Origin of the sequence: Caldicellulosiruptor kronotskyensis 2002, assembly GCF_000166775.1 — a bacterium.
Classification (GTDB): Bacteria; Bacillota; Thermoanaerobacteria; order Caldicellulosiruptorales; family Caldicellulosiruptoraceae; genus Caldicellulosiruptor; species Caldicellulosiruptor kronotskyensis.
This window is the reverse complement of sequence record NC_014720.1, coordinates 1,431,988-1,446,182: the sequence shown is the minus strand read 5'-3', so window position 1 is coordinate 1,446,182 and position 14,195 is coordinate 1,431,988. Positions and strand designations below refer to the sequence as shown.

The window sequence follows — 14,195 nt, the reverse complement described above, 5'->3', positions numbered from 1 at the left end:
TTTTCAAACGTATGTTTGGAAAATCTGTGCCGCGCTTTCCTTAATAATCTGTATTTTTAAATGCTTTTGGATAAAGTTTTTTGTACATCTCGTAACTCTTAAAAACTCTTTTTACAAAATGGTTTGTCTCTTTAAAAGGAATTTCTGTTATTTCAATAGTGCTTCTTTTTCTAATCGAAAGCCATTTATTTACATTTGTCATGCCAGCATTGTAAGCTGCAACTGCAAGCTTTGTATCACCAGAGTAGTAGTCTATAAGATATTTTATATACCACGAACCAAGCCTTATATTGTAATCAGGATCATAGAGATTCTCTTCTACGTATTCCGTTTTAAGCTTTTGAGCAACCCACTTTGCAGTTGAAGGCGAAAGCTGCATAAGTCCCACAGCGCCTTTTTTTGAAACTGCATACTGGTTAAAGTTACTTTCAGATTTTATTATCGCACATATCAAATATGGATCTACTCCTATTTCACTGCTATATTTACTTATGCTTTCAGAAAACTTTAGTGGATATATTTGCTTTAGAACAAAAAAATAAAATCTTTCAAAAAATAAAAGAAGAACAAGTAGTAAGACTATTATTATAACCTTCTTCTTCAAATCAATCCATCCTCTTTTAGATATTTTCTTATTAAACTTTTTAATTCTTCAATATCAAAATTATTCACAATAACCCTATTAGCAAGATTCTTATAGCTCTCCAGTATTTTTTGTTTTTCTAAAAAAGATTTTATTTCCTTTTCACTCCATCCATTTCTTTTTATTATTCTCTCAATCAATATATTTTCTTCTGCTTCAACAAACCATACAACAGAACAGAGTTTATTGAGTCCTATTTCAAATAAAAGCGCAGCATCTATGACAGTTGGGTATTCTTTAAAGACCTCTAAAACCAAATAGTTTACCCTTTCGAAAATAAATTTATGAGTTATCTTATTTAGAACCTCAAAACGGGATTTGTCAGCAGTTACCAAAGCTCTCAATCTGTTTCGATCTATTTTCCCTGATACCAATATTTCTTCCCCAAAAACATCAGTTAACTTTTTTTTGAGTTCTTCGTTTTTTTCCAAAAGGGTATGATATTCTTTATCAACATCAACTACTTTAAAGCCATAACTTTGCGCTAATATGCTACTGATGGTACTCTTACCCGAACATATCTTCCCTGTGATTCCCAAAACTCTATTTTGTCTCATACCAGTTCAGTCCTTCTTTTACTTCAACTACCAAAGGTACTTTTAAAGTTACCGCATTTTCCATTTCTCTTTTTACTATTTCCTTTACTATATCCTTTTCTTCGTATGGGGCTTCAATTAAAAGCTCATCGTGTACCTGCAAAATTATTTTTGATTTGAGATTGTTTTCTTTAAGTTTCTGATAAACCTTAATCATTGCCAATTTCATGATATCAGCAGCACTGCCCTGAATTGGCGAATTCATTGCAATCCTTTCTGCATAACCCCTCAAGTTTCTGTTTGTAGATTTTATGTCTTTTATATATCTCTTTCTATTAAATAAAGTCAAAACAAATCCATTATCACGAGCAAACTTAACAGTATTATCTATATACTCTTTAACTTTGGGATAACGCTCAAAATACCTGTTTATAAACTCTGCAGCTTCTTTCCTGGAAATTTTAATATCCCTTGCAAGACCATAATCAGAAATCCCATAAACTATACCAAAATTTACTGCTTTAGCTTGACTTCTCATCTCTGGAGTAACATCGGCTATGTCTACACCAAAAACCTCAGCTGCTGTCTGAGAATGAATGTCAACATTATTTTTGAAAGCACTTATAAGTCTTTCATCTTCAGAAATATGGGCAAGTATTCTCAGTTCAATTTGGGAATAATCTGCATCAATCAGTACATGTCCACCTTCAGGTACAAAAACCTTTCGTATCAATTTCCCCTCATCATATTTTACAGGTATATTTTGTAAATTAGGATCGCTGCTTGCAAGTCTTCCTGTGGCTGTACCTGTTTGGATAAAGGTTGTATGAACTCTACCCGAAGAAGGATTTATTGCCTGTAGTAATCCCTGACAGTAAGTTGTCAGTATCTTTGTATACATCCTGTAATCCAAAATAAGAGGAACTATTTCATGTTTGTCAAAAAGCTCTTCTAAAACCTCGGCATCAGTGGAATATCCTGTTTTTGTCTTCTTTATTACAGGAAGTTTTAGCTTTTCAAACAAAATGTAAGAAAGCTGTTTCGGTGAATTTATGTTAAACCACTCACCTGCAATCTGGTATATCTGCGTTTCAAGTTTTAATATTTTGTTTTCAATCTCTTTGGTATACTGGATAAGGGCATCTCTATCCACCTTAAATCCTGTTTTTTCCATTTCATATAGAACTGGGATAAGAGGTCTTTCTATATTCTCATATAAAAACTGGCATGAATTTAAATCTATTAATCTTAAAAGCTCGTCCCATAACCGTTTTAGAAGTACCACAGAGACTATTTTCTTGTCTTTTCTTACAGCTTCTATCTCAGTGTTCAAGTAAGATACAAACAACGTTTCTAACTCATATGAACTTCTTGTGCTGTCAAGAACATAGGAAGCAATCATTACATCTTCGCAATTTTTAATATTATTAGTGTCTTCCAGGTTGAGTTGATGAAATATATTTTTCAAATCATACACAATTTTCACAGTGTCACTTTTTAAAATCTCCTCTATCAAAAGTTTATTACTTGTTACAAATACAGTATTACTTTCTTGATCATATAAATAAAAACATTTTTCGCCCTGGACAAACATTAATGGAATCTCTTTTGATCTTATTTGTGAAATACTTTCAAGCTCTTTTTGTTCAACGTCAGGTATATCGGTTCGCTGCTGAACAAATTCAAATTGAACAACTTCTGATAGTCCTAACCGTTTTATTATGCTTTTGAACTCTAACTGCACCAAAATCTCATAGAGCCTTTCCTTGTTCCACTCTTTTGTTCTTAGGTCTTCAAGTTTAACATTTAGTGGTAAATCACATACAATTGTTGCTAAGCGCTTGGATAAAAACGCCATATCTTTTCCTGCCTCTAACTTTTCACGAATGGAACTTTTAATTTTATCTAAATTTTGGTATATCTCTTCTAAGGATGAGTACTCTTCCAAGAGCTTCTGGGCACTCTTTTCGCCAATTCCCTTTACCCCGGGAATGTTATCTGATTGGTCTCCAACAAGCGCTTTGTAATCAGGCACTTGATTTGCCCAAACCCCATATTTTTCTTTTATGTTTTCAATGGTGTACAAATCTTCCATTGTTCTGTCAAACTTGGTTGAAACAATTTTTACAACTACGTTTTTGTCAAGTAATTGAAGAGTATCCCTATCACCCGTAATAATAACAATATCCAAACCAGTATTTTTGAACTGGTTAACAAGTGAGCCGATTACATCATCTGCTTCATATCCTTCAAACTCAATTATTGGAATGTTAAAGGCATAAAGAATCTCTCGAACATAAGGGATTTGTACTTGAAGGTTATCTGGCATAGGTTTTCTGTTTGCTTTGTATTCTTGGTATTCACTTTTTCGTGCCTCTCTTCCTTTTTTATCAAATGCTACAGCAACATAATCAGGTTTTTCTTGTTCTAAATATTTCAATATCACATTTACAAATCCATAAATAGCGTTTGTTGGAATATTATTTGAGGTTGTCAGTTCAGGAAGAGCAAAAAAGGCTCTGTACAAAATGCTGTTTCCATCGAATATAACCAGTTTCATTTTCTATCTTCCCTTTCATTAATTCTTAAAAGTTCTTCTTTTTTGAATGAATAGTTGTTTTTATAAAAGTGTCCAAACTTGAAATCATAGTATAGAAACAATAAAGCCTTTAAGTCATTACTTGTTTTATAGTAGCTTAAATCTTCATAGTAGTTAAAGAGAAACCTGTACAACTCATAACAAGTATATATTGTTAGAGTTTCATTTGGATATATTCCATTCTCAAATTTTTTATCAAACTCTTCTATATTCATCAAAGTCTCATCTGTGAAAAATTTATTGTTTCTTATAATATGCCATTCTATCTCACCGATGAGTCTTTCAATAAAAGTTTTTATTTCTTTTCCTGTCAAAGAACAAAGCTTAGAATAAAGAAGTAAAATATAAGGCAGATGATAATATGTTTTTATTGAGGTTAACATAAGATTTTTATTGTAAAAGTTAAAATAAATATTTTCTTTTGTGGATAATAGTTCTATGCTTTCTTGAAGTCTTAAAATTTCACTTTTACTAAGTTTACTTAAAATTTTTATATAATAAAAACAGGAAAATTGTAACGAAGACGTATAGGAAAGCTCGAAATTCGTAAGCTTTTTAGGTAGATATAAAAAATAGAGTTTTAACATCTTTGCCGGAATACTAAGTGATAATCGGTACCTTCTCGCAATGTCTACTTTTGAATACTTTATTATATCAACTATGCCAATGTATTTTGGATTGTTTGCCAATTCTAAATTAAGTCCTATTTCAAAAGATTTTAATCTTGGATTGAAGTTTTCAACGCAATAATAAATTGAACTTCCTTTGTGTACTTTGACTTCTATCTTTATATTTGAGCCTTTTTTAATCCTTAACACTGGTAGTAAATTTTGAAAACAAAAACTATTCTGTTTTTCATCTATCCAGAATGAATGGAAAAACCCTATGCACAATAAGTTTTCTTTTATTTTTGTTGCAAATCTCAAATATATTTCATCCAGTTGTAAAATACCACAAACTTTTAATAGAAAAAACGAATCCTTAGTTTTCAAAAGGATAATTTGTGTATTTGAGTTGTTACACACAAGTCCTTTCTTTCCTCTTTGAAGGTTTGGCATAAAAACAATTTCTGCTTCTTGAAGGTCAAAAGCCACTCCTATATTATTAACATCACAGCTGTCAGTAAAAGAAAGCTTTATAGTAAAACCATCCTTTTCATTTACGATTTCATACCAAACCTTTTTCAAACCTCGACCGGCCTGTGTAAATACATCGTTTAAAAAAATATATGAAGGAATGTTTGCTATCATTCTTTTCTTATACCTCTTTGGCATTCCTATAAAAATTATTATACCATAAAAATACCCTAAGCCATCCTAATAAAACAACAAAGATGACTTAGGGTACTCCTGATTTACTTTGCGAACTTATTTTTTCTCAAACATATCCTTGCCAACACCACAAATAGGACAAACCCAATCGTCTGGCAAATCCTCAAACTTTGTTCCTGGCGCAATACCGTTTTCTGGATCTCCATTTTCAGGATTGTACTCGTAACCACATATACTACATACCCAAATCTCCACTTTAAATACTCACTCCTTTTTTAGAAATTTAAACTGTCAAATAATTTATACCTCATTTTTCTCTTCTTAAAACACAAATTTTATTCAATCTCCTTATCACCTATATCAGTTCGATAGAACATATTCTCAAAATGAATTTTTTTGACCTCTTCATATACCTTCTCTTTCGCTTCTTTTAGCGTCTTTTCTCTTCTTACTACATTCAACACCCTTCCACCAGCAGTTTTTATCTTACCGCCTTCCTTTTTCGTATTTGCATGGAACAATATGGTCTTTTCATCAAGACTTTCAAACCCACTAATTTCAAAGCCAATCTCATATTTGTCTGGATATCCTTTTGATGCAAGCACAACACACAAAGAATACTCTTGTTCAAACTTTACATCCATACCCCTTAAATTTCCTTCTCTCGCCTTTACCATTATTTCCATAAGTTCGCTTTTCATAAGTGGCAAAATTGCTTGTGCTTCAGGGTCTCCGAAACGTGCATTAAATTCTAAAACCTTTGGACCCTCTTCTGTCAGGATAAGCCCCCCATATAGTACTCCTTTGAAAGGTCGCCCTTCCTTTCGCATGCCATACACTGCTCTGAGCATTATGTTTTCTAATATATCCTCAAAAATAGCTTTATTGACAAGTTTAGATGGTGAAAAAGCACCCATTCCACCTGTATTTGGTCCCTTATCACCATCAAATGCCTTTTTGTGGTCTCTTGCTGTTGTAAGAGGAACAATATCTTTGCCATCAGAAACAACAAACACTGAAACTTCCTCGCCCAAAAGATAATCTTCGATAATCACTTTGTCGCCTGCAGCTCCAAAAACTTTTTCTCTCATAATAAGATTCAAGGCATCAATTGCCTCTTGCTGGTTATTTGCAATAATCACACCCTTGCCAAGAGCAAGACCATCTGCCTTTATAACAACCGGATATTGTGATGTCTGATTTACAAATCCTACGGCATCTTCAATATTGGTAAACACCTCATATCTTGCAGTTTTAATTCCATATTTCTTCATCAAATCCTTTGCAAAAGCTTTACTGCTTTCTATCATCGCAGCATCTTTTGTAGGTCCAAACGTCTTTATACCAAAAGATTCAAGATAATCAACAATCCCGTCAGCCAGTGGATTGTCAGGACCAATAACTACAAAATCTATTCCTTTCTCCATACAAAAGTCTCTTATTTTTTCAAACTCATTTACTTTAATATCAGCACACTGTGCTATTTCGCTTATCCCTGCATTGCCTGGAACGCAGAACAACTCTTTATAACCTTCATTGTATATCTTCCATGCAATAGCATGTTCACGTCCACCATTTCCTACAATTAGCACTCTCATGGCTAAAATTCCACCTCTTTCTTAATGCCTAAAATGTCTCATTCCTGTGAATACCATAGCTATATTGAACCTGTTTGCCATCTCAATTGAATCCTTGTCGCGGATAGAACCACCTGGCTGAATAATAGCACTAATTCCTGCTTTGCCCGCAGCCTCGACACTGTCTGAAAATGGGAAAAATGCATCTGATGCAAGCACTGCTCCTTTTAAATCAAATCGTGACCTTGAAATTGCATGTTCAACAGCCCATATTCTATTTGTCTGACCCATTCCAATACCCAGGGTCATTTTATCCTTTGCTACAACTATAGCATTTGACTTCACATGTTTTACAACCTTCCAGGCAAAGATTAAATCTTCCAATTCCTTTTCTGAAGGTTTTCTTTCCGTGACAACCTGAAGTTGGTCTACAAGAAGCATTCTATCCTTTTCTTGTACTAAAGCACCGCCGTTTACAGATTTTATATCGTAGAAAGTATCAGTCTTTTCTAAGGATGCTAATTTTAAAACTCTCAAATCTTTTTTAGAACACAAAATGGAAAGAGCATCCTCGTCAAATTCCGGAGCAATTACAATTTCAAGAAATATCTTTTTGAGCTGTTCTGCTACATTTTTGTCAACCTTTCTGTTGAAAGCAACAATCCCGCCAAATATTGATATCGGGTCACTTTCATATACCTTTTTGTAAGCCTCATTAATATTCTCTGCTGACGCCACCGCACATGGATTGTTGTGCTTTATAGCAACACATGTGGGTTCATCAAATTCCTTCAAAAGTTCTATAGCACTGTCACTGTCAAGGATATTGTTATACGAAAGTTCTTTACCATGAAGCTGTGTACAATTCACAATATTAGAGGTTTCGATGAACGGTAACGATATCTTATAAAAACATGCCTTCTGGTGAGGATTTTCTCCATATCTTAAGTTCTGTAAAAGTTCAAGTGGAACTGTAAAATGCTTCGAAAACGATTGGTCTTTTCTTACATGTTTGAAATAGTTAAAAATCATTGAATCATAATAAGAGGTGTATTCAAAAACTTTTGTGGCAAGATAAAATCTTGTCTCATAAGAAACTTCTCCGTTTTTTTCTATTTCCATTGCTACTATATCATAATCTTCAGGGTCAACTATAACTGTTGTGTATTTAAAATTTTTTGCAGCAGCTCGAATCATGGTTGGCCCGCCTATATCTATATTTTCTATAACGTAATCAAGCGTAACATCTTTCTTGAAAATAGTCTCTTTAAACGGATAAAGGTTAACAACAACCATGTCAATTGGCAGAATATCCAGTGCCTTTAAAGTTTCTAAATGTTCTTTGTTATCCTTCATTGCAAGAATTCCTGCGTGAATATTTGGGTGAAGAGTCTTTACTCTGCCATCCAAAATCTCTGGAAAACGGGTGACATCAGAGATATTTATAACCTCAATCCCATTTTCGGTCAAATACTTCATAGTACCGCCTGTAGAGATAATGTCATATCCAAACTCTTTTAGCTTTTTTGCAAATTCCACTATACCGTTTTTATCGTAAACACTTATAATTGCCCTCTTGTTCATATTTCAATTCCCACCTTTTTTAAGATTTCCTTATCTTTTATGATAACTTTTCTGCCTGCAACTTCTATCTTATCTTCACAAAGAAGCTTTATAGCTAAAGGATATATCTTCCATTCAACCTCTTCAAGTACCCTCTTTTGAAGAGTCTCAGGAGTATCGTCTTCCCTTACATATATAGCTTTTTGCAAGATTATTGGACCACCGTCTGGTACTGCATCAACAAAGTGGACTGTTGCACCTGTCACCTTCATTCCATATTCTAATACACTTCTGTGAACGTTTATACCATACATACCTTTGCCACCAAATGCTGGAAGCAAGGATGGATGAATGTTTATAATTTTGTTTTTAAATTCTTCCACAAAATACTCTGAAAATATATAAAGGAAACCTGCTAAAATGACGTAATCAATTTTTTGACATTTAAGTAACTTTACCAAATATTTTTCATACTCCAAAGAAGAAGGAAAATCTCTCCTGGATATATAAATTGCTTGAATACCGTTTTTTCTTGCCCTTTCAAGTGCATATGCATCTTTTTTGTTGGATATGACACATGAGATAGTAGCTGGTATCTCTCCAATTTTAATCTGGTCAATGATTGCCTGAAGATTAGAACCTGAACCTGAAACAAATACAGCTAATTTTTTCATTTTAAAACAACTCCGTCTTCACCTTTTTGAATTGCACCTATTACCCATGCATTTACTTTCTCTTGTGCTAAAATCTTCAATGTCAAATCCACACCTTCTTTAGAAACTATCAGAATCATACCTATTCCCATGTTAAATGTTGAAAACATCTCTCTTTCTTCTACTTTTCCATATTCCTGAATCAACCTAAATATAGCAGGAACTTCCCAACTACCTTTTTCGATGATGGCAGAGTAACCTTTCGGAAAAGCACGAGGTATATTTTCAAAAAATCCACCGCCTGTTATATGAGCTATTCCTTTAACATTTACTTTTTCAAGCACTTTCAAAACAGGTTTTACATATATCCTTGTAGGCTTCAATAGCTCTTCCCCAAGGGACAATCCAATCTCTTCATATATTTTTTCAAGCACTTTTGGATTATCATCTATCCCAAAAACTTTTCTCACAAGTGAATAACCGTTGCTGTGAACACCACTTGAAGCAAGTCCAATTAATACATCTCCTGTGTTTACATCCTTGCCACACACCGCTTTTTGTCTTTCAACAATTCCAACAACAAACCCTGCCAAATCATACTCATCTTCTTTATAAAATCCTGGCATCTCAGCAGTCTCTCCGCCAACAAGCGAGCATCCTGCCATTTTGCAACCTTCAGCAATGCCTTTCACGATGTTTGCAACCTTGCTACTGTTTAGTTTACCACATGCAATATAGTCTAAGAAGAAAAGTGGTTTTGCACCGTGACACAAAATGTCATTGACACACATGGCAACACAGTCAATTCCAACATTGTCATGCTTATCAAGGTAAAACGCAATCTTCAGTTTAGTACCAACTCCATCTGTGCCAGAAACCAAAATATATTCAGAATTTCCAATATTCAAAAGATACATACTCCCAAAACTACCTATGTCAGTAATAACATTTGAATCAAAAGTTTCTCTCGCTAAACTTTTAATCAAGTTCACCGCTTTGTAACCTTCTTCAATATTTACTCCTGCATCTTTATATGTGGTCATTCTTCAAACACCCTCTTCAAGAATATATTTATTAAAATTCTCTGGTATTTCTGTTACATACTCTCCGCTAAAACATGCTGTACAAAATTGATGGATTTCCCCATTAAACACCTCATTCAACCCATTTAAGCTCAGGTACTCTAATGAGTCAGCGCCTAAAATCCTTGCTATCTCCTCAGTTGAGTAGTTTGCTGCAATTAGTTCTTTCCTGTCAGGTGTATCAATACCGTAGTAACAAGGAAAAACAACTGGAGGAGAACTTATCCTCAGATGAACCTCTGATGCCCCTGCATCCCGCAGCATTTTTATAATCTTTCGCGATGTTGTTCCCCTGACGATAGAATCATCAATTAAAACCACTCTTTTGCCTGCCACATTGTTTTTTAAAACATTGAGCTTTATTTTCACCGCTATTTCTCTTTGTGTCTGCTCGGGTTTTATAAATGTTCTTCCTATATATCTATTCTTTATAAAACCTTCTGAAAACGGAATGCCAGCTTCTTCAGCAAAACCAATAGCAGCAGTTGTCCCAGAATCTGGTACACCAATTACAATGTCACAGTCAACATAAGACTCTTTGCAAAGTTGTTTTCCAAGTCTTTTTCTTATTTCATAAACACTTATTCCTTCCAAGTATGAATCAGCCCTTGCAAAATAGATAAATTCAAATACACATAAGTGTTTAGTACCATTTTCATATTTTATACTCTTAACACCATTTCTACTTACCGAAATTATCTCTCCTGGTTCGACATCTCGTATATATTCTGCTCCAATAGTGTCCAGAGCACATGTTTCTGACGCAAAGCAAATACTATTGTTTATCTTTCCCATTACAAGTGGCCTTAGACCATAAGGGTCTCTTACTGCAATAAGTTTGTTGGGTGTTAGAATCAAAAGAGAATACGCCCCTTTTATTTCATTCATAGTTTTTAAAATAGCTTCTTCTATATTTTCGGATTTTATCCTGTTACGTGAAATCAAACTTGCAATAACTTCAGAATCAATAGTTGTCTGAAAGATTGCGCCTTCCTGCTCAAGTTTCTCTCTTATTATATGTGCATTGACGAGATTGCCATTGTGTGCAAGAGCCATATGACCTTTTCTGTATTTTATAACAAGTGGCTGAGCATTTTCCCTGTCACTTTTGCCTGTTGTGGAATACCTCACGTGACCAATTGCAGAATATCCTTTGAGATGATTGAGCACAACCTCATTGAATACTTCATTGACAAGACCACTATCCTTGTGATAGATAATATTCCCCGAGTCATTTACTGCAATACCGCTGCTTTCCTGGCCTCTGTGTTGAAGAGCGTAAAGTCCAAAATAAGTAATCTTTGCAACATCAAGTTTACCATCCGGGCAATATATGCCAAATATTCCACAATGGTCTTTAAAACTTTCCTCTAACTCTTTAAAGCACATGGTATTGCCTCCTGATATATCCTCTCAATCTCTTTTAGGTCCAAATGAATATCTTTATCATTTATTTTACCATTTATTATATACTCATCTGTTACTCTTCCTACCACAGTAAACTCAATATCTTCTAATATGTCCTGTATTTCTCTTAAATTACCTTCTTTAAATGTAACCACAAACCTTCCCGGTGTTTCGCTGAAAAGATAAAAATCTTCTCTTAGCTTTGTTTTTATTTGTAATTCGGCACCCTTTGAACCTCTTATTGCACTTTCTATAAGAGCAATTGCAAAACCTCCGTCTGAAATATCATGAACAGAGTTGAAAAGACCTTCCTTGATACATTCTAAGACCTTATCACATACTCTTTTATGAAGCTTCAAATCGAGTTTTGGCACCCTACCAGAAACTATTCCATGATAAAAACTTAAATATTCGCTTGCGCCTATATCATCTGAGGTTTTACCAACAACTGCTATCAAATCACCTTCATTTTTAAATGAAATATCAACAGCTTTTTCAATGTCATCAATTATACCTATCATTCCAATTACAGGCGTAGGGTAAATAGCTCCTTCTTCTGACTGGTTATAGAATGATACATTTCCGCCAGTTACAGGAGTTTCGAAATACTCGCATGCAACTTTCATTCCTTCAATTGTCTTGACAAACTGGTAGTAAATTTCCGGATAGTGCGGATTTCCAAAGTTAAGTCCATCTGTGATTGCAAGCGGTTTTGCTCCCACAGCTACAATATTTCTATAACTTTCTGCCAACACAAGCTGAACTCCCTCATATGGATTTAAATAACAGTATCTGCCGTTACTATCTATTGTGACAGCAATACCTTTTTTGGTTCCTTTTATTCTCAAAAGACTTGCATCATGACCTGGTCTTATGACAGTATCTGTTCTGACCATATGGTCATATTGTCGATATATATATTCTTTGCTTGCAAGGTTAGGATTTGAAATCATCTTGCAGATTGCCTCGTTTAAATCATTAGGTTGTGGAATTAAATATATATCAAAATTTTCAGCCTCTTTTATTATCGCTGGCTCTTTTATCTCTCTGACATAAGCAGGCGCATGAGCAAGTGCCTTTGCAGGAACCTCTGCAATTACCTTCCCATTTTCAAGAACCCTTAGCATACCATCATCTGTAACTTTTCCAATTTTTACGGCATGAAGCCCCCATTTTTCAAATATTTTATATACCTCTTCTTCCTTTTCTTTTTTAACAATGACAAGCATTCTCTCCTGTGACTCTGAAAGCATAACCTCAATTGGGTTCATACCCTCTTCTCTTTTTGGAACAAGTGCTACATCTATCTCAATGCCTGTTCCTGCTCTTGCAGCTGTTTCACATGTTGAAGAAGTAAGTCCAGCTGCACCCATGTCCTGAATACCAACAACTGCATCTGTTTGAAAAAGCTCTAAACATGCTTCTAAAAGAAGTTTTTCCATAAATGGGTCTCCAACCTGCACAGCAGACCTTTTCTCCTCTGATTCAGCTGTAAGATCTGTTGAAGCAAATGTAGCCCCACCCATTCCATCTCTGCCTGTAGTATGACCAACGTAAAATACAGAGTTGCCTACTCCCTGGGCAATCCCTTTGAAAATTTTATCTTTCTTCATAATACCTACACACATGACATTGACCAAGATATTGTTTTTGTAAACAGGGTCAAACGTAGTCTCACCACCTACAGTGGGAATACCCACACAGTTGCCATATCCTGCAATACCAGCTACAACACCTTCAAACAAGTATTTTGTTCTACTATCACTGAGACTGCCAAACTTGAGCGAATCCAAAAGAGCTATTGGTCTTGCTCCCATTGTAAATATATCTCGTATTATTCCTCCAACCCCTGTTGCTGCACCCTCATACGGTTCCACTGCTGATGGGTGATTGTGACTTTCTACTTTAAAACACACTGCATATCCATCACCAATGTCAACAATCCCTGCATTTTCCCCTGGACCTTGAAGGATATGTTCACCTTTTGTAGGAAGATTCTTTAAAAATGCTTTTGAGTTTTTATACCCACAATGCTCAGACCACATAACCCCAAAAAGATTAAGCTCAAGCTCGTTTGGTTCTCGCCCCAGAATTTTTACAATCATTTTATACTCATCGTATGTCAGACCCACTTCTTCATAAAGATGTTTTTTCAAAACCTCTCACCTCGACTTTAAATAATTGACAATGCTTAAAAATACTCTTTTACCATCTTCACAACCAAGGATTTTCTCGCTGCTTCTTTCAGGATGAGGCATCAGTCCAAAAACATTTTTTTCCTTGTTACATATACCTGCTATATTTAGAATAGAACCATTGGGATTTGTTTCATCATTGACATTGCCATATTTGTCACAATACTGCAGCACAATCTGCTGATTTTGAATCATTTGTTTTAATGTTTCTTCATCTACAACATAGTTACCCTCACCATGGGCAATAGGCAGGTTTATTACTTCCCCCTCTTTGTAGAGATTGGTAAAAGGAGTGTTGTTATTTACTACCTTTACGTACTGGTCACTGCAAATAAACTTAAGATTTTTGTTTCTTATCAGCGCGCCTGGCAAAAGATGACTCTCAGTAAGGATCTGAAACCCATTACATATACCTATCACAAGCCCTCCGTTTTGAGCAAATTCTTCTATTCTTGGCATTACTCTTGAAAACCTTGCTATAGCCCCTGCTCTTAAGTAATCTCCGTACGAAAATCCTCCAGGCAAGATTATACAATCAAACCCCTTTAATTTTTCATCACTGTCGTGCCAGATATACTCTACATCCTCATTTATTACATCTTTAATTACATGAAAACAATCACTATCACAGTTAGAACCCGGAAAAACTACAACACCAAACTTCATCTT

General features: G+C 34.8%; 12 protein-coding genes. All 12 read right to left on the bottom strand.

Translation table 11 applies throughout. The annotated features are described in order from the left end of the window. Positions 1 to 40: 40 nt before the first annotated feature. Positions 41 to 604: a lytic transglycosylase domain-containing protein gene (locus CALKRO_RS06450; RefSeq protein ID WP_013430243.1), complete on the bottom strand. Its 564-nt coding sequence runs from the start codon at positions 602 to 604 to the stop codon at positions 41 to 43. Beyond that, complete coding sequence (gene coaE / locus CALKRO_RS06445) at positions 601 to 1,200, bottom strand: dephospho-CoA kinase (RefSeq protein WP_013430242.1); 600 nt, start codon at positions 1,198 to 1,200, stop codon at positions 601 to 603. Before coaE ends, CALKRO_RS06450 begins: the two co-directional genes overlap by 4 nt. Then, positions 1,187 to 3,739: a DNA polymerase I gene (gene polA, locus CALKRO_RS06440; RefSeq protein ID WP_013430241.1), complete on the bottom strand. Its 2,553-nt coding sequence runs from the start codon at positions 3,737 to 3,739 to the stop codon at positions 1,187 to 1,189. Before polA ends, coaE begins: the two co-directional genes overlap by 14 nt. Beyond that, positions 3,736 to 5,028, bottom strand: coding sequence for a hypothetical protein (locus CALKRO_RS06435; protein ID WP_013430240.1), 1,293 nt, complete (start codon positions 5,026 to 5,028; stop codon positions 3,736 to 3,738). Before CALKRO_RS06435 ends, polA begins: the two co-directional genes overlap by 4 nt. Positions 5,029 to 5,145: 117 nt before the next feature. Then, positions 5,146 to 5,304, bottom strand: coding sequence for a rubredoxin (gene rd / locus CALKRO_RS06430; protein WP_013430239.1), 159 nt, complete (start codon positions 5,302 to 5,304; stop codon positions 5,146 to 5,148). Positions 5,305 to 5,384: 80 nt separating this feature from the next. Next, on the bottom strand, positions 5,385 to 6,647 hold the full coding sequence (gene purD, locus CALKRO_RS06425; RefSeq protein WP_013430238.1) for a phosphoribosylamine--glycine ligase: 1,263 nt from the start codon (positions 6,645 to 6,647) through the stop codon (positions 5,385 to 5,387). Positions 6,648 to 6,668: 21 nt separating this feature from the next. Beyond that, positions 6,669 to 8,210 (bottom strand): bifunctional phosphoribosylaminoimidazolecarboxamide formyltransferase/IMP cyclohydrolase, encoded by a 1,542-nt coding sequence (purH, locus tag CALKRO_RS06420; RefSeq protein ID WP_013430237.1) that lies wholly within the window; start codon positions 8,208 to 8,210, stop codon positions 6,669 to 6,671. Then, positions 8,207 to 8,863, bottom strand: a complete 657-nt coding sequence (gene purN / locus CALKRO_RS06415; protein ID WP_013430236.1) for a phosphoribosylglycinamide formyltransferase — start codon at positions 8,861 to 8,863, stop codon at positions 8,207 to 8,209. The genes purH and purN overlap by 4 nt, the downstream gene beginning before the upstream one ends. Further along, complete coding sequence (gene purM / locus CALKRO_RS06410; protein WP_013430235.1) at positions 8,860 to 9,885, bottom strand: phosphoribosylformylglycinamidine cyclo-ligase; 1,026 nt, start codon at positions 9,883 to 9,885, stop codon at positions 8,860 to 8,862. The genes purN and purM overlap by 4 nt, the downstream gene beginning before the upstream one ends. A gap of 3 nt (positions 9,886 to 9,888) precedes the next feature. Beyond that, positions 9,889 to 11,313, bottom strand: a complete 1,425-nt coding sequence (gene purF, locus CALKRO_RS06405; RefSeq protein ID WP_013430234.1) for an amidophosphoribosyltransferase — start codon at positions 11,311 to 11,313, stop codon at positions 9,889 to 9,891. Then, positions 11,295 to 13,487: a phosphoribosylformylglycinamidine synthase subunit PurL gene (gene purL, locus CALKRO_RS06400; protein WP_013430233.1), complete on the bottom strand. Its 2,193-nt coding sequence runs from the start codon at positions 13,485 to 13,487 to the stop codon at positions 11,295 to 11,297. The genes purF and purL overlap by 19 nt, the downstream gene beginning before the upstream one ends. Before the next feature lie 6 nt (positions 13,488 to 13,493). Continuing rightward, entirely contained in the window at positions 13,494 to 14,192 is a 699-nt protein-coding gene (purQ, locus tag CALKRO_RS06395) for a phosphoribosylformylglycinamidine synthase subunit PurQ (RefSeq protein ID WP_013430232.1), read from the bottom strand. Between the last annotated feature and the right edge of the window lie 3 nt (positions 14,193 to 14,195).